The organism is Loktanella atrilutea, from assembly GCF_900128995.1.
Classification (GTDB): domain Bacteria; phylum Pseudomonadota; class Alphaproteobacteria; order Rhodobacterales; family Rhodobacteraceae; genus Loktanella; species Loktanella atrilutea.
In genome coordinates, this window is sequence record NZ_FQUE01000001.1 from 399,881 (window position 1) to 415,638 (window position 15,758).

Here is a 15,758-nt window from a genome sequence, read left to right on the forward strand (position 1 = left end):
CGGCCGCTTGTCCAGCCGGGTGAAGGAGATCATGCGCTTTCGGCCGGCAACCCGCGGCCGAGGGGGTCGAGATTGCGCGGCGCCTCGCCCGCCATCATGCCCTGCCAGTCGAGGACCTGCCGCATCAGGACGGACGCGCCGACGCAGATGATCGCCGGCGGCTCCATGCCGCTTGCGGCGATGTCGTCCACGATGGTGCCGAGGGTGGTTTCGAGGACACGCTGGTCCGGCGTCGTGGCGGTGGTGACGACGGCGCAGGGTTCCGACAGGCTGCGGCCTGCGGCGATCAGGTGCCCCGCGATCTGGGCGATGTGCTTCATCCCCATGTAGATCACGATGACCTGCGACCCCTTCGAGATGCTGGCCCAGTCCAGCGATCCGGGTGTGTTTCCGCTCTGGTCGTGGCCGGTGACGAAGGTCACGGACTGGTTCACGTCGCGGTGCGTGACCGGGATGCCCGCATAGGCCAGCCCGCCGATGCCCGCGCTGATGCCGGGGATGATGCGGACGCGGATGCCGTGCTGCACCAGCGTCTGCGCCTCCTCTCCGCCCCTGCCAAAGACGAAGGGATCGCCGCCCTTCAGCCGCAGGACGCGCTTGCCCGCGCGGGCGAGGTCCACCAGCCGCAGCGAGATGTCGCGCTGCTTGGCCGACGGTTTGCCGCCGCGTTTGCCGGCGTAGATGTGCTCGGCCTGCGGGGCCCAGGCGAGGATGGCCTCCTGCACCAGCGCATCGTAGATCACGACGTCGGCCTGCCGCAGGGCGTTGACGGCGTGCAGGGTCAGCAGGCCGGGGTCGCCGGGGCCGGCGCCGCACAGCCAGACCCACCCCGGCTGCAGCACGGGCCAGTCGTGATCGGGAAGTGAAAGCATGTCCGTCATGCCCGGGTTATGGCGCGAACCGGCGCCGTTGAAAAGCGCGGGATGCGGCATTTCCTTGGTCCGCGCCGACGGCTAGTGTCGCGCCATGACACGCAGACCCGAAGGCCCCCTGCGCCGTGGCTGGACCACCGGCGCCTGCGCCACCGCCGCGACGCGGGCGGCGCTGCTGCGGCTGTGGGGCGGGGCGTTTCCCGACACCGTGCAGATCACGCTGCCGAAGGGCGAAACGCCGGTCTTCGCCGTCGCGCACCGTGCCGCGGGCGAGGGCTGGGCGGAAGCGGGCATCACCAAGGACGCGGGCGACGATCCGGACGTGACTCATGGTGCGCTGATCGTGGTGCGGGTCAGCGCCAGTGACGGCGGCGTGCTTTTCCGGGCGGGCGAGGGGGTGGGCACCGTCACCCGCGCCGGTCTGCCCGTCGCCGTGGGAGAGCCCGCGATCAATCCGGTGCCGCGACAGATGATGACGGCAGAGGTCATGGCGCTGGCCTCGCAACACGGGCAATCGCCCGATGTCACGATCACCGTCGGCATTCCCGGCGGTGCCGCGATCGCACTGAAGACCTGGAACCCGCGCCTCGGCATCGTCGGGGGGTTGTCGGTGCTGGGGACGACGGGCGTGGTGCGGCCCTTCAGCTGTGCCGCATGGATCGCCTCGATCCATCGCGGTATCGACGTCGCGCGTGCCGCGGGGCTGACCCATGTGGCGGGCTGCACCGGTGCCACCAGCGAGGCGACGGTGCAAGCCCTGCACGGCCTGCCGGATCACGCCATGCTGGACATGGGCGACTTTGCCGGTGGCATGCTGAAATATCTGGCCCGGCACCCGGTGCCGCACGTGACCATCGGCGGCGGGATCGGCAAGATGACCAAGCTGGCGCAGGGGGCGATGGACCTGCACTCCGGCCGCAGTCAGGTGGACTTCGCGGCCCTTGCCGACCTGAGCGGTCACGCCGCTGTAGCCGGGGCCAACACCGCCTTGCAGGCGCTGGAGATCGCGGGCACACCGCTGGCGCAGGCGGTCGCCGACCGGGCCCTGCAGGTCGTGACCAGACAATTCGGGGACCGGATGACATTCGACACGGTGGTGATCGACAGGGCGGGCGCCATCCTCGCAAGGGCCGGCGGATGACGGTCCTGTTACTGGCCGGCACCGGCGACGCGCGCCTCATCGCAGAGGGTCTGGCGCACCGGGGCGTCGCGGTCATCGCGTCCCTCGCGGGGGTCACGCAGCGGGCCCGGCCCCTGCCGGTGCCGACCCGGTGCGGCGGCTTCGGCGGGCAGGCCGGGTTCGAGGCCTGGCTGGACAGCGCCGGGATCGCGGCCGTCCTCGATGCGACCCATCCCTTTGCCGAGCGGATCACCCGACGCACGGCGCAGGTCTGCGCTGTGCGGGGCATTCCCTATCTCTATCACCTGCGCCCCGCATGGCAGCCCGAAGAGGGCGACGACTGGCGCGAGATCGCGCGCGAGGAGGAGGCTGCCGCCCTGATCCCGCCGGGCAGTACCGTGTTCCTTGGTACCGGGCGGCAGACCCTTCATCGTTTCGCCAATCTGCAGGGGCGCCGCGTGATCTGTCGCCAGATCGACCCGCCCACGGCGCCGTTCCCCTTTGATGGCGGCGAGTTCCTGATCGGGCGGCCCCCGTTCTCCGTCCCGCGAGAGAGGGATCTGTTCGCGGCCTTGGGCATCGACTGGATCGTGGTCAAGAACGCGGGGGGCGAGGCCAGCCGGACCAAGCTGACGGCGGCGCGCGAACTCGGCATCCCAGTCCTGATGATCCGCCGCCCGCCGCCTCCAGATGCGCCGGTCACGGACAGCGTCGATGCGGCGATCGCATGGGCGGCGCGCCAGTGACCGGGCGTCTCATCAAAGGGGACGCCTGCGTGGCCGAAGGCGCGGCATGGCTCGCGGCGCGGGACCCGCGCTTTGCCCGGGCGCTGGCGGATACCGGACCCCTTCCGCTGCGCCTGCGCGGCGACGGCTTCCCGGCGCTCGTCTCGGCGATCTGCGGCCAGCAGGTCAGCGTCGCCTCTGCCACGGCGATCTACGCCCGGCTGGGGGCGGCCGGCATGGACGATCCGAGGAGCGTCGCGGCAGCGAGCGAGGAGGATTTGCGCGCCCTCGGCCTGTCGCGACCCAAGGCCCGTTACGTAAAGGCGCTGGCAAAGGCGGATATCGACTACGACGCATTGCGCCGCATGCCCACGGACGAGGTCATCGCGACGCTGGTCCACGTTCCCGGCATCGGCATCTGGACCGCCGAGATCTACGCCATGTTCAGCCTCGGCCGTGCCGACGTCATCGCGCCCGGCGATCTGGCCCTGCAGGAAGGCGCGCGCATGCTCTTCGACCTGCCCGCACGCCCCACGGACAAGGCCTTGCGCGCAATGGCAGAGGCATGGTCGCCGTGGCGGTCGGTTGCGGCGCGCCTGCTCTGGGCCTATTACGCTGCGATGAAATCACGCGAGGGGATCCGATGACACGCGCACTGAACGCCGGCCGCAAGGAACCGGCATCGGGAGAGATCCGCGCCGCGGTGGTCTTCCTGCACGGCTACGGCGCCAACGGGGCCGACCTGCTGGGGCTGGCCGATCCGTTGGCGGAACATCTGCCCGACACGCTGTTCATCGCGCCCGATGCGCCAGAGGCCTGCGCCGGCGCGCCGATGGGGTTCCAGTGGTTCCCGATTCCCTGGATCGACGGATCGTCGGAGGAAGAGGCGGAAGACGGCCTGCGCCGCGCGGCGGACGACCTGAACGCCTTCCTCGACGGTGTGATGGTGGACGAGGACCTGCTGCCGGAGCAGGTCATGGTGCTGGGCTTCTCTCAGGGCACGATGATGGCGCTGCACGTCCTGCCGCGACGCGAGGATCCCGTCGCGGGCCTCGTCGCCTTTTCCGGCCGTCTGTTGCAGCCGGAACTGCTGGAGGACGAGGTCGTCAGCCGTCCGCCCGTGCTGTTGATCCACGGCGATCAGGACAACGTGGTGCCACCGCAGTCCCTGCCGCATGCGGCAGAAGCCCTGCAGGGTGCCGGCTGGACCGAGGTCTTCGCCCACGTGATGAAGGGCACCGCCCACGGGATCGCGCCCGACGGGCTGCAGGTGGCGCTGGCCTTCATGGCCGACCGGCTGGGCATGGACTGACGCACCCGCGCAGGGGCCGGACCGCTGCAGGATGCGGCGTTCCGCCGCCTGTCACACCGGTTTTACCTGCCGGCGGCATACCTGCGATATCTGGGGGCGATTTAGGCCTTGGTTTTTGAAAACCCCCAGATATAGTTTTCCTGACGCGGCCGGTGCGGCCCCGTGGCAAGGGTGCCGTCAGCCGACCGCCAGCAGATGGATGCAGGCGACGATGTACGGTGATTTCAGAACGGAATTCGTGCGCGAACCGGGGGCGTTGAAACACTTTCCCGCGCTCGTGCTGAACGCGGATTACAGGCCGCTGTCCTACTATCCGCTCTCGCTCTGGCCTTGGCAGGAGGCGGTGAAGGCGGCCTTCCTCGACCGGGTCACGATCATCAGCGAATACGACGAGGTGGTGCACAGTCCATCCACCCGGATCCGCATCCCGTCAGTCGTGGTGCTGAAGGATTTCGTCAAACCCCAGAAGCGCGTGGCCTTCACGCGCTTCAATCTTTTTCTGCGGGACGAATTCTGCTGCCAGTATTGCGGCAGCCGCGGCGACCTGACCTTCGACCACGTCCTGCCGCGGGCGCGGGGCGGCGTGACCAGCTGGACCAACGTCGTTGCCGCCTGCAGCCGGTGCAACCTTCACAAGGGCTCCAAACTGCTCAAGCAGTCCGGCATGACCCTGCGCAAGCCGCCGCGCCAGCCCGCAGCCGCGGAACTGAACAACATCGGGCGCAAGTTTCCGCCCGGCCACCTGCACGACAGCTGGATGGACTACCTCTACTGGGATGCGGAACTGGAAGCCTGAACAGCCGCCACGCGGCACGCGCCGGGGCCATGACGAAGCGCGTTCCATCCGCTAGACTTTTCCGGCGTCGCTGGCTATCAGCAAGGCGTTAGCGCTAACGCGTTCCCCAATTGTCCGGAGTTCTCATGGTCTCTCGCGTCATTCCCGTCGATGAATTCGACCTTGTCATCTTTGGCGGCACCGGCGATCTCGCGCGGCGCAAGATCCTGCCGGGCCTGTTCCGACGCTACCTTGCAGGCCAGATGCCGCGCGGCAGCCGCATCATCGGTGCGGCCCGGACGGAAATGGACGACGCCGGCTACCGCGAGATGGTAAGCGAGGCCGTGGCCGAATTCGGTGGCCCGGAAAAGGCCGATGCCACCGGGCTTGCCGATTTCCTCGCCGCCCTGCGCTACGTCGCGATCGATGCAACCGGCGACGGCGGCTGGTCTGACCTTGCCGCGCTGATGCGCGACGGCGTGGTGCGCGCCTTCTACTTTTCGGTCGCCCCGTCGCTCTTCGGCGATCTGGCAGAGAGGCTGCACACCTACGGCATCGCCGACCGGAACAGCCGCATCGTGGTGGAAAAGCCCTTCGGCCGCGATCTGGCCTCGGCCAAGGCACTGAACGACACGCTGGCGGCGCATTTCAACGAAGGCCAGATCTATCGCATCGATCATTACCTCGGCAAGGAAACCGTCCAGAACCTGATGGCCGTCCGCTTCGGCAACGTCCTGTTCGAACCGCTGTGGAACAGCCACTACGTCGATCACATCCAGATCACCGTGGCGGAAACCGTGGGCGTCGGCGGGCGCGGGGCCTATTACGACAAGTCGGGCGCCATGCGGGACATGGTGCAGAACCACCTGATGCAACTGCTCTGCCTGATCGCGATGGAACCGCCATCGGTCTTCGGCGCGGACGAAGTGCGCGACGAGAAGCTGAAGGTCATCCGCGCCCTGCAACCGGTCGAAAGCCACCACATCGTGCGCGGCCAGTACGATGCCAACGGCGATACACCCAGTTTCCGCGCCGACGTGGAAAACCCCCGCAGCTTCACCGAAAGCTTCATCGCGATGAAGGTGAACGTGTCGAACTGGCGCTGGGCCGACACGCCGTTCTATCTGCGCACCGGCAAGAAGATGAAGGGACGTGCGTCGGAGATCGCCGTCGTGTTTAAGGACCTCGGCCACTCGATCTTCGAAGGCGACACGGCGCGGCACCGCAACATCCTCGCCATCCGCCTGCAGCCGAACGAGGGCATCGATTTGCAGGTCACGATCAAGGAACCGGGGCCGGGGGGCATGCGCCTGATCGACGTGCCGCTCGACATGACCTTTGCCGACGCGCTGGGCGACGATGCCGAACCCGCGACCGATGCTTACGAGCGGCTGATCATGGATGTGATCCGCGGCAACCAGACGCTGTTCATGCGCGGTGACGAGGTCGAGGCCGCCTGGGCCTGGACCGATCCGCTGATCAACGGCTGGGAGGCGCGCAACGACGTGCCGAAGCTATACGATCAGGGCAGCGCCGGGCCAGAGGACGCGATGATGCTGATGCACCGCGACGGCCGTCGGTGGCGCGACGTCAAGGCCTAGGCCGATGCATGCCGATGCCGGGCTTGCCGCCGGTTTGGCATCGTCCGGTGGTTGTGATCTGCTGAACAGCGCAGTGCTGCACAAGAACGGAGGGCCACGGCCTTGGAACTGATCGAATATCCCGACGGCGAGATGATGATGATCGACCTCGCCGGCAAGCTGGCGAGCGAGCTGCGCCAGTGCCTGCTGAACCACGACCATGCGTCCTTTGCGGTGCCGGGCGGCACGACGCCGGGCCCGGTCTTCGACAACCTGTGCAGTGCCAACCTCGACTGGTCCCGCGTGCATGTCATGCTGACCGACGAACGCTGGGTGCCCGAAACGTCCGAACGATCCAATACCCGCCTGCTGCGCCAGCGTCTGCTGACCGACCGCGCGGCAGAGGCTGTCTATGTCCCGCTCTACGCCGACGCGCCCACGCCAGAGGACAAGTTGGCCGACCTGCAGGAGGCGCTGAAGCCGGAACTGCCGCTGTCTCTGGTGCTGCTGGGCATGGGTGCCGACATGCACACGGCCAGCATCTTTCCCGGGGCCGACCAGCTGGATCTGGCCCTGAACGGCACCGACACGCTGGTCGCGATGCGCGCCCCCGGTGCGCCGGAACCGCGGATCACCCTGTCGGCCAAGGTGCTGCGAGAGGCGATGAGCCGTCACATCGTCATCGTGGGCCGCGAAAAGCGCGAGGCGCTGGAACTCGCCAACGGCCTGTCCCCGGCAGAGGCGCCCGTCGCGGCGATCCTGCCCGGCACCATAGTTCACTGGGCGGAGTCCTGATCATGTTCGCAGACCTCAAGGCACACTACGAAGCGCTGAAGGACCGCCGCATCGCGGCGACCCTCGATGCCGACCGGGCGCGGAATTTCGCGGCGCAGACCGGCGACCTGCGCCTCGACTACGCCAAGACCCAGATCGACGAGACGGCGCTGGCGATGCTGATCGACCTGCTGGACCAGACCGGCGTCGCGGACAAGCGCGCCGCGATGTTCGAAGGCCGACCGATCAACGAGACCGAGGGCCGCGCGGTCCTGCACACGGCGCTGCGCAACCTCGACGGCGGGGCGGTCATGGTCGACGGTCAGGATGTGATGCCCGAGGTGCTGAAGACGCTGGACCGGATGGCGGATTTCGCCAATGCCGTGCGCGACGGCAGCTACACGGGGCAGGGCGGGGCGATCACCGACGTCGTCAACATCGGCATCGGCGGGTCCGACCTTGGCCCCAAGATGGGCACGCTGGCGCTGGCACCCTATCACGACGGCCCGCGTTGCCATTTCGTCAGCAACGTCGATCCGGCGGACATCGCGCAGACCCTGCGGGCGCTCGACCCCGCGACGACGCTGGTGATCGTCGCCTCCAAGACCTTCACCACGATCGAGACGATGACCAACGCCCGCACGGCCAAGGCGTGGATGGGCGAAAGCGTCAGCGACACCGGCGCGCAGTTCGCGGCGCTGTCCACCGCCGCCGACAAGACCGCCGATTTCGGCATCGACCCCAGCCGCGTCTTCGGTTTCGCTGACTGGGTCGGCGGGCGCTATTCCATGTGGGGGCCGATCGGGCTGTCCATGATGATCGCCATCGGCCCCGACGCCTTTCGCGCCTTCCTGCGCGGCGGTCAGGCGATGGACCGGCATTTCCGCAGCGCACCCTGGCGCGAAAACCTGCCCGCCCTGCTCGCCATGGTCGGGCTATGGCACAATCAGGTCTGCGGCCACGCCACCCGTGCCGTGCTGCCCTATGACAACAACCTCAGCCGGCTGCCCGCCTACCTGCAGCAGCTGGAGATGGAGAGCAACGGCAAGGGCGTCAGCATGGACGGCGTGGCACTGCCCTTCGATTCCGGCCCCGTCGTCTGGGGCGAACCGGGGACGAACGGACAGCACGCCTTCTATCAGCTGATCCATCAAGGCACCCGGGTCATTCCCTGCGAATTCCTCGTCGCCGCGCGCGGGCACGAGGACGCGCTGCACCATCAGCATCAGCTGCTTGTTGCCAACTGCCTCGCCCAGTCAGAGGCGCTGATGATGGGCCGCACGCTGGACGAGGCGAAGGCGAAGGTCGCGGACAAATACGCCGGTGCGGAACTGGACCGTCAGGCGGCGCACCGGGTGTTCCCCGGCAACCGCCCCTCGGTCACGCTGACCTATCCGCAGCTGACGCCGGAAATGCTGGGCATGCTCGTTGCCCTTTATGAACACCGGGTCTTCGTCGAAGGCGCGGTGCTGGGCATCAATTCCTACGACCAGTGGGGGGTGGAATTGGGCAAGGAACTGGCGACCTCCCTGCAGCCGGTGGTCGAGGGCGACAAGACGGCAGAGGGCAAGGACGGATCGACGGCGGCGCTGGTCGGCTTCCTGCAGAAGCACGGGTTGTAATCGGCCCGGCGCGGCGCGGCTTAACCCTGCGCGGCGCCGTCCCGGTCGATGAACATCTGCCGGATCTGATCGGGCAGGGGCCGCTTGGTGTTGTCGTCGTTCAGCATGACGAGGACCGCGTGGCTGGCGGTGCAAAGCTGCCCGTCCACCCAGACCGCGTATTCCATCGTAAAGCTGCTGGTGCCCAGCCGCGTGGTGCGCCCGGTCATGATGTAGCTGTCCGTCAGCTTGATTTCGCGGATGTAGTCAAGGCCGATGTTGCGCAGCACGACGCGCGGCCGCTTGCCGTCCACGTTCCAGATATCCCGGTCCGCGAAATAGAGGACCCGCAGATTCTCGAACCACTTGAGGTAGACCGCATTGTTGACGTGCTGCAGCGCGTCGATCTCGCCGAAGCGGACCTTGTCGGCCATGCCGAAGGACCACGGCTCGGGGATACCCGCGGCCCTCAGGTCGGCCGCGTGCAGGGGCGTCAGGTAAGGGGTCGTCATCAGACGACGGCGGTCACGATGATCTCGACCTTGTAGTCGGGCGTGGCGAGCTTCGCTTCACCGGTCCAGCGGGCGGGGGCGTTCCCCTGGCTGACCCAGCCGTCCCAGACGGCGTTCATCGCAGCGAAATCGGCCATGTCCGCGACCCAGACCTGCGCCGTCAGGATTTTCGACTTGTCGGTACCCGCCAGTGCCAGCAGCCGGTCGATCTGCGCCAGCACTTCGGTCGTCTGGGCGGTCGCATCCTCGCCGGGCTGGCCGACTTGACCGGCCAGATAGACGATACCGTTGTGGACGACGGCCTGCGACATCCGGTTGCCGGATTCGATGCGGGTGATGGTCATGGGATGTTCCTGCGCGGCGAGAAGGGAGGGTGGAGCGGGTAACGGGAATCGAACCCGTAACTGAAGCTTGGGAAGCTTTCGTGATACCTTTACTCATTTCAAAGACATTAGCTTTAGGCCTAAACAACTGAATTCATTGACTAAACAAAAAGCTAAGCTTGCGTTTTGCCCCAAATTTGGGATGCTTTTTGGGATACACTTTCAATGTCAGAAGTGCAAGCTTAGCAATAGAAAGACTGTTACGGTTTCGGGCATCATACAAGTTTCTGTATGGAAGTTGGTTAGAAGCTTGATGATGAGCAATCGAAACCTTTAGATCGAAAAAGTTCCGTGGGCAAAGGTTACGCTTGTGTGAAGCCCTTGAGTGCCGCAGTTCGCGTGGTCGCTCAAAGCGTAATTCATGATGCTACATTGGTGAGTATCTTTAACGAAATTGAGGAAATGAATTGGAAATAGAAGTTAACGAAGATTCATTGAGAAAGTTGTTTGCGGAGCATCTTGAGGGTGAAAGGGCATTTAAACTAGTCGTTGATGAAATAGAAGATGAGGGCAACAAAAGGTTCACTTACTTCCTTCATCATCCTTGGAACGATACGACATTAACAATCGTTCTTTCAGACTCATATGAAGATGTGCAGGAAATAGAAGCTATACTCAAACGGATCAGCTTTCCCGAAAACTATTCCGCTATAATGCATAATGAAAGCAGGCACTTAGAGGTGTTCTGGACAGCGTTTAAATTGAGAAAAAAACATGATGATATGAAGTCGCGCTCATTTGAGGTTTGGTGGCGCGGCACAAAAAGGATCTGTCGGTTTGGTGCTGCAAGTGACGATGCTTTAAAGCTCGCAGGTTCAATATTTCCTATTGCGGCCCCGAGCCATACTGAACACCGGAATCTAAGCTCATTTAATTTGATCGCCATTGGGGCGGACCATCATAATCTCGGGGAACCAAGATGTTTTTGGGTGGACTGTAGTGGGGTAGAGGACGAAGATCTTGATGAATATCTTCGCACCATCAACTTTTATATGACGTATTATGACAGAGAAACGCCGCGAATTCTGATCCACGAACCGCAAACAAAAATGAACGATAGTTCCAGGCCGCGTTATGTTGAGGGTAACTTTCCAGAAGAGCTAGTCGCTGGTGCTATTGATCCGTCAGTGACTTCATTTTGGTTAGGGACATTTGAGACTCGAGACCCAGCAATGAAGTTTCTCCTTCATTACCGTTTACTAGAGTTTCTTGCATTGTCCTATATAAAGGAAGAGCAGAGGAAGGAACTTATCGACATACTTAGGCGTCCGCACTTGATCGCTTCTACTGATCGCGCGGCTGGGGAGATTGCGACGCTCTTCTCCGGTCAAATTGCAGCTAACGATCGACTTAAAAACTTTGTAAAAGAATCGGTAGATGCGAAGAAAGTTTGGGCTGTTATAGATATGAACAGAGCTGAATTTTGTGACGATTGTCGATTTGATGGTGGCTATGAAGTGCATTCCGTGATCGGAAAGCAATTGAAGTTTGAAGATTGGAAGAAAAGTGGTCCAATTTCCCTCGTCGATAAATTACGGGCGATTAGAAATTGCCTTGCGCACGGTCAAGATGACGTCACTCGCGGCGTCATTCATACAACTGAGAGAAACAGAAGAATATTGATGCCATGGGTTAATCTTATTGAAACTTTTGCCGCAGAGGCTATGTTGTATGGAAGACAAACCTAGTCTGGGAGAGACTAAATGAGCACTACTGATTAACCTACATAACTACATATAGTTTTTTCTGGTGGGCCTTGGTGATTCGTTATCGCCAAGGCCTGCGCTGTTTTAGAAAGGTAGAAATTCCATTTAACCATTAATCTAGGCCACTTGAGAGAGTCGAGCCTGACCACACAACCGCTGCCGTCACGCAAGCGGCGCTTTGTAACTTCTATACTCCTGACGATGATTCGGCCGACATCTAAGGGTCTGGCTCGCTATGTCTCAGCCTATGGTGAAGTATTTCGGCCTATGGTGAAGTCATATCACCATATTTTCATGCAGAAATACCACACAATCTATAAATCATATTGATCTAACCCTTTGCAACTACAGGATAAACACCGTTCTCGTCCTGATTGCGAATCAATTCACAAATGGGCATTTCGGTCCCGCTGCCCAGGCGTGGGATACGTTATGGGATACACTTTGGAAATAGTTGCTAGGACCGAGGGCGACGCCAGAAAGTTCATACTTGCGTAAGCCATTGATTAATCAAGTGAATTTTTGTGGAGCGGGTAACGGGAATCGAACCCGTAACAGGAGCTTGGGAAGCTCATGTGATACCTTTTCACCATACCCGCCTGCGGCCGGCCCGAAGGCCGTCCGACAGCCTTACACCGGGCCGAGACCTGCCGCAAGCAGCGCCGGGCATGAAAAAAGCGCCCGCAGGCGCTTTGTTTCGGTGACGTCAGGCCGGATGGCTCAACCGCGCCAGCTGCGCACGTCGCCGCAGTCCATGTGCACGAAGTTCGACCCGGAATAGGTGCCGACGCCACCCGCGTGGCAGGCCGCGGCCGCCTTGGCCATCTGTCCCACGCTGCGGTTCGACAACCGCAGGTCGGCGGCCTGACCTCGCATGTGCAGCGAATTGCGCGCCACGCCCGAGGAAGTCTGTCGCAGCATCGCATTCGTCTCGGGGCTGCGGTAGCCGGACAGCAGCATGTAGGGTTCCGAGGTGTCCATCAGGCGGTGCGACGCGGCCATGATGTCGACGGTGCGGCTGTCCATGTTGACGACCTTGCCGTTGCGCCAGTCGCGCATGAAGGCGTTGATCTCGCGCAGCGCCTCGCCGATGTATTCGCCTTCGATCCAGTAGATCGTGTCCAGACGCTCGCCTGTCCGGCCGGAATACATGCTGATGCGGCGGATGTCGCCGGCGCCCCGCAGGAAGCCGGCAGCCTTCGAATAGGTGGGGGCCGTTGCAAGGGCGGTTGCCGCGAACGCACCCAATAGGCCACGCCTGGAGAGTCCAGTTGAACGCTGTTCTGTCATGTAGTGCCTGTCCCGTCTGTCGTGTTTTGCGCGTATTTCCCGCGCTTTTCATCTTCCCCAGATGTGAAGACTTTATTGCACAGGGCCGCAAATGCGCCAAGCCCGAACCGGAATGGTTCCATGCCCTGTCGAAAATCGGCAAGATTCTGCGCATTTTCGCCGATCGGACCGGCGGAGGGAGGTGATATCGGCAGGTTTGCAACAGGTCGTGGCAAAGCGGCCGGCACCCCCATTGTGAATGGACAGCAGGGTTTGCAGCCCCGAATAAACGACAGACGCCTGCAATGCGGGCCATTTCGCCTTTCGGGGGACAAGACCGTGACGCTCGCCTTCCTGCCATGCCATCCGGTGCGCCGCCTGCGCGCCTTTGCGCTGATTGTGACCCTCGGGACGCTGCTTCTGACCGCGCCGGCGCCCGTGCAGGCGCAGGTAACGGCCTTTCGGCAGGCCGTAGCCGAATCGGCGGCCCGCGATACGGACCTCGCGACCTTCTACCGTGACCGCGCGTTCGAGGGGATCTGGACCGGCGCCGACCGGGCCGCCGCCACCCGCCGCAACGCGCTGCTGTCCGCATTGGCGGATGCCGGGGCCCACGGGTTGCCGGTCGGGCGCTACGATCCCGACAGCCTGATGGCGCAGCTGCGCGCCGCGGCCACCCCCGCCCAGCAGGGTGCGGCAGAAGTCGCGATGTCGCAGGCTTTCCTGCACTACGCCCGCGACGTGCAGACCGGTATCCTGACGCCGTCCAAGGTCGTGCCGCTGATCGTCCGCGAAGTGCCGTTGCGGTCCCCCCTTGGCACGCTGCAGGCCTTCATCCAGTCGAACCCCGCCGCCTTCCTGCGGTCGCTGCCGCCCAGCAGCCCCGAATACGCCCGCCTGATGCGCGAAAAGCTGCGGCTGGAAGGGCTTCTGGCGCAGGGCGGCTACGGCCCGACGGTGCAGGCGGCAAGCCTTGCCCCCGGTGCCAGCGGTCAGGCCGTCGTCGACCTGCGCAACCGCCTGATGCTGATGGGATTCCTCGACCGGACCGCGACGCAGACCTATGACGCCGGGATTCAGGCGGCGGTGCAGCGCTTCCAGCAATCCATGGGCCTGTCCGTCGACGGCACCGCCGGCGGCGAGACGATGAAGGAAATCAACGTTCCCCTCGACAAGCGGATGCAGTCCGTCATCGTCGCGATGGAGCGCGAGCGCTGGATGAACCGCCCGCGCGGCCAGCGGCACATCTGGGTCAACCTGACCGACTTCACCGCGGCCATCGTGGACAACGACCGCGTCACCTTTTCCACCCGTTCGGTCATCGGTGCGACCGAAGGCGACCGCCAAAGCCCCGAGTTCTCGGATGTCATGGAATACATGGTCATCAACCCCAGCTGGTACGTCCCCCGGTCCATCGTGGTGAACGAATACCTGCCGCAGCTGCAGCGCAATGCCGGCGCGGTCAGCCATCTGGATGTCACCGACCGCAGCGGCAAGGTGATCCCGCGCGGGTCGGTCAACGCCTCGAAATACAACGCCCGGACCTTTCCCTATTCCATGCGTCAGGGGCCGAGCGAGCGGAATGCGCTGGGTCTGGTGAAGTTCCTGTTCCCCAACAAGTACAACATCTATCTGCACGACACGCCGTCCAAGAACCTGTTCAGCCGCGAAAGCCGCGCCTTCAGCCATGGCTGCATCCGCCTGAACGATCCCTTCGACTTTGCCTATGCCCTGCTTGCGCGGCAGGAATCGGACCCGCAGGCCGTGTTCCAGGCGCGGCTGAAATCCGGCGCCGAAAGCCGGATCACGCTGCAAGAGCCTGTGCCGGTGCATATCGTCTACCGCACGGCCTTCACCAATGTGACCGGTCAGCTGCAGTTCCGCCGCGACGTCTATGGCCGTGACGCCGCGATCTGGAACGCGCTGGCGCGCGAAGGGGTAGCGGTGCGCGCCCTTCAGGGTTAGATCAGGGCCGGACGAAACCGACGCGAGGCACTTCCGATGACATTGACCGTTGCGGACATCGCACAGGCTCTTGGCACGACGGCCCACGGCGACACCTCCCTGATACTCCGCCGCCCGGCAGAGCCGGGCGACGCCGGTGCCGATGATCTCGCCCTCGCGATGTCGCCCGCCTATGCCAACGCCCTGGCCGACAGCAAGGCACTGGCGGCGATCGTCTGGGACGGGGCCGACTGGCAGGCGCTCGGGCTGAAGGCCGCGATCACCGTGCCGCGCGCGCGGCTGGCGATGGCGGCGCTGACGCAGGCCTTCGATCCGGCACCGGCGCCCACCGGCATCCACCCCACCGCGATCGTCCCCGACAGCTGCAGCGTGGGCGCCGATCCCAGCATCGGGCCCTTCGTCGTGCTGGCCGAAGGCGTCACTCTCGGCGATCGCTGCCGGATCGAGGCGCATGTCTCCATCGGCCCCGGCAGCACGCTGGGCAACGACTGCTGGCTGAATGCCGGCGCGCGGGTGGGCCGCAACTGCCACTTCGGCAACCGCGTGATCCTGCAACCCAACGCGGTCGTTGGCGCCGATGGCTTCTCTTACGTCACCAGGGATCTGTCGAACGAGGAACGCGCCTATCAGTCGATGGGCCGCGAGCCCCTGACCCCGCCCGAAGACGGCACGCGCCACCGGATCCACAGCCTCGGCGGCGTGATCTTCGGCGACGATGTGGAGCTCGGCGCCAACTCCTGCGTCGACGCGGGCACCATCCGGCCGACCCGCGTCGGGCGCGGCACCAAGATCGACAACAACGTCATGGTCGGCCACAACTGCATCATCGGCGAGGACTGCATCCTCTGCGGTCAGGCCGCCATGGCCGGGTCCGGCGTGCTGGGCGACCGGGTCGTCATGGGCGGACGCGCCGGCACCAAGGATCACATCACCGTCGGCAACGACGTCGTCATGGCCGCGGCCACCGGCCTTTACGTCAGCGTCAAGGATGGCCAGTTCATCATGGGGCAGCCGGCCATGGACATGCCCAGCTACCGCGCGCGGGAAAAGGGTCTGCGGCGCCTGCCGCAGATGCTCAAGGACATCGCCGCGTTGCAGAAACGGGTTCCCAAAGACGACGCCAGCGATTAGATCGCAGTCACGGAACATACAGGACGAGCGACC

At 64.1% G+C, this 15,758-nt stretch carries 15 protein-coding genes and 1 tRNA gene; 11 read left to right on the forward strand and 5 right to left on the reverse strand.

Features of this window, described 5'->3' with window-relative positions; translation table 11 throughout:
- Positions 1-29: 29 nt before the first annotated feature.
- The gene (cobA, locus tag BUA54_RS01900; RefSeq protein WP_072856101.1) at positions 30-881 is read right to left on the reverse strand and encodes a uroporphyrinogen-III C-methyltransferase; all 852 of its coding nucleotides are present in this window, start codon (positions 879-881) and stop codon (positions 30-32) included.
- Positions 882-966: 85 nt separating this feature from the next.
- Here cobA and BUA54_RS01905 point away from each other — a divergent pair, with 85 nt between their 5' ends.
- From BUA54_RS01905 to pgi, 8 genes are all read left to right on the forward strand, one after another.
- Complete coding sequence (locus BUA54_RS01905) at positions 967-2,013, forward strand: cobalt-precorrin-5B (C(1))-methyltransferase (protein ID WP_072855503.1); 1,047 nt, start codon at positions 967-969, stop codon at positions 2,011-2,013.
- Positions 2,010-2,738 (forward strand): cobalt-precorrin-6A reductase, encoded by a 729-nt coding sequence (locus BUA54_RS01910; RefSeq protein ID WP_072855504.1) that lies wholly within the window; start codon positions 2,010-2,012, stop codon positions 2,736-2,738. Before BUA54_RS01905 ends, BUA54_RS01910 begins: the two co-directional genes overlap by 4 nt.
- Complete coding sequence (locus tag BUA54_RS01915; RefSeq protein ID WP_072855505.1) at positions 2,720-3,364, forward strand: DNA-3-methyladenine glycosylase family protein; 645 nt, start codon at positions 2,720-2,722, stop codon at positions 3,362-3,364. The genes BUA54_RS01910 and BUA54_RS01915 overlap by 19 nt, the downstream gene beginning before the upstream one ends.
- Positions 3,361-4,029 (forward strand): alpha/beta hydrolase, encoded by a 669-nt coding sequence (locus BUA54_RS01920; RefSeq protein ID WP_072855506.1) that lies wholly within the window; start codon positions 3,361-3,363, stop codon positions 4,027-4,029. The genes BUA54_RS01915 and BUA54_RS01920 overlap by 4 nt, the downstream gene beginning before the upstream one ends.
- Before the next feature lie 211 nt (positions 4,030-4,240).
- Complete coding sequence (locus tag BUA54_RS01925) at positions 4,241-4,825, forward strand: HNH endonuclease (RefSeq protein ID WP_072856102.1); 585 nt, start codon at positions 4,241-4,243, stop codon at positions 4,823-4,825.
- Between the two features lie 125 nt (positions 4,826-4,950).
- Positions 4,951-6,405 (forward strand): glucose-6-phosphate dehydrogenase, encoded by a 1,455-nt coding sequence (gene zwf, locus BUA54_RS01930; protein WP_072855507.1) that lies wholly within the window; start codon positions 4,951-4,953, stop codon positions 6,403-6,405.
- A gap of 102 nt (positions 6,406-6,507) precedes the next feature.
- Positions 6,508-7,179, forward strand: coding sequence for a 6-phosphogluconolactonase (pgl, locus tag BUA54_RS01935; RefSeq protein ID WP_072855508.1), 672 nt, complete (start codon positions 6,508-6,510; stop codon positions 7,177-7,179).
- A 2-nt stretch (positions 7,180-7,181) separates the two neighbouring features.
- Entirely contained in the window at positions 7,182-8,780 is a 1,599-nt protein-coding gene (gene pgi, locus BUA54_RS01940) for a glucose-6-phosphate isomerase (RefSeq protein WP_072855509.1), read from the forward strand.
- Positions 8,781-8,800: 20 nt separating this feature from the next.
- Here pgi and BUA54_RS01945 read toward each other — a convergent pair whose 3' ends face one another.
- Complete coding sequence (locus BUA54_RS01945; protein WP_072855510.1) at positions 8,801-9,271, reverse strand: acyl-CoA thioesterase; 471 nt, start codon at positions 9,269-9,271, stop codon at positions 8,801-8,803.
- On the reverse strand, positions 9,271-9,615 hold the full coding sequence (locus tag BUA54_RS01950; RefSeq protein WP_072855511.1) for a RidA family protein: 345 nt from the start codon (positions 9,613-9,615) through the stop codon (positions 9,271-9,273). The genes BUA54_RS01945 and BUA54_RS01950 overlap by 1 nt, the downstream gene beginning before the upstream one ends.
- A 446-nt stretch (positions 9,616-10,061) precedes the next feature.
- Here BUA54_RS01950 and BUA54_RS21135 point away from each other — a divergent pair, with 446 nt between their 5' ends.
- The gene (locus tag BUA54_RS21135; protein WP_178352694.1) at positions 10,062-11,342 is read left to right on the forward strand and encodes a hypothetical protein; all 1,281 of its coding nucleotides are present in this window, start codon (positions 10,062-10,064) and stop codon (positions 11,340-11,342) included.
- A gap of 543 nt (positions 11,343-11,885) precedes the next feature.
- On the opposite strand, the gene BUA54_RS01955 is transcribed toward BUA54_RS21135, so the two are convergent.
- A tRNA-Gly gene (locus BUA54_RS01955) sits at positions 11,886-11,959 on the reverse strand.
- Between the two features lie 121 nt (positions 11,960-12,080).
- Entirely contained in the window at positions 12,081-12,650 is a 570-nt protein-coding gene (gene mepK, locus BUA54_RS01960; RefSeq protein WP_072855512.1) for a peptidoglycan L,D-endopeptidase MepK, read from the reverse strand.
- A 318-nt stretch (positions 12,651-12,968) separates the two neighbouring features.
- Between mepK and BUA54_RS01965 the strand changes: the two genes are divergently transcribed.
- Both BUA54_RS01965 and BUA54_RS01970 read left to right on the forward strand, forming a co-directional pair.
- Entirely contained in the window at positions 12,969-14,594 is a 1,626-nt protein-coding gene (locus BUA54_RS01965) for a L,D-transpeptidase family protein (protein WP_425434941.1), read from the forward strand.
- Between the two features lie 36 nt (positions 14,595-14,630).
- Entirely contained in the window at positions 14,631-15,725 is a 1,095-nt protein-coding gene (locus BUA54_RS01970; protein ID WP_072855513.1) for a UDP-3-O-(3-hydroxymyristoyl)glucosamine N-acyltransferase, read from the forward strand.
- Positions 15,726-15,758: the final 33 nt, after the last annotated feature.

What these genes read in the sequence shown, in the direction of transcription:
- cobA (WP_072856101.1), bottom strand. Translation starts at nt 881, where the DNA reads ATGACGGACATGCTTTCACTTCCCGATCACGACTGGCCCGTGCTGCAG.
- BUA54_RS01905 (WP_072855503.1), top strand. Translation starts at nt 967, where the DNA reads ATGACACGCAGACCCGAAGGCCCCCTGCGCCGTGGCTGGACCACCGGC.
- BUA54_RS01910 (WP_072855504.1), top strand. Translation starts at nt 2,010, where the DNA reads ATGACGGTCCTGTTACTGGCCGGCACCGGCGACGCGCGCCTCATCGCA.
- BUA54_RS01915 (WP_072855505.1), top strand. Translation starts at nt 2,720, where the DNA reads ATGGGCGGCGCGCCAGTGACCGGGCGTCTCATCAAAGGGGACGCCTGC.
- BUA54_RS01920 (WP_072855506.1), top strand. Translation starts at nt 3,361, where the DNA reads ATGACACGCGCACTGAACGCCGGCCGCAAGGAACCGGCATCGGGAGAG.
- BUA54_RS01925 (WP_072856102.1), top strand. Translation starts at nt 4,241, where the DNA reads ATGTACGGTGATTTCAGAACGGAATTCGTGCGCGAACCGGGGGCGTTG.
- zwf (WP_072855507.1), top strand. Translation starts at nt 4,951, where the DNA reads ATGGTCTCTCGCGTCATTCCCGTCGATGAATTCGACCTTGTCATCTTT.
- pgi (WP_072855509.1), top strand. Translation starts at nt 7,182, where the DNA reads ATGTTCGCAGACCTCAAGGCACACTACGAAGCGCTGAAGGACCGCCGC.
- BUA54_RS01945 (WP_072855510.1), bottom strand. Translation starts at nt 9,271, where the DNA reads ATGACGACCCCTTACCTGACGCCCCTGCACGCGGCCGACCTGAGGGCC.
- BUA54_RS01950 (WP_072855511.1), bottom strand. Translation starts at nt 9,615, where the DNA reads ATGACCATCACCCGCATCGAATCCGGCAACCGGATGTCGCAGGCCGTC.
- mepK (WP_072855512.1), bottom strand. Translation starts at nt 12,650, where the DNA reads ATGACAGAACAGCGTTCAACTGGACTCTCCAGGCGTGGCCTATTGGGT.
- BUA54_RS01970 (WP_072855513.1), top strand. Translation starts at nt 14,631, where the DNA reads ATGACATTGACCGTTGCGGACATCGCACAGGCTCTTGGCACGACGGCC.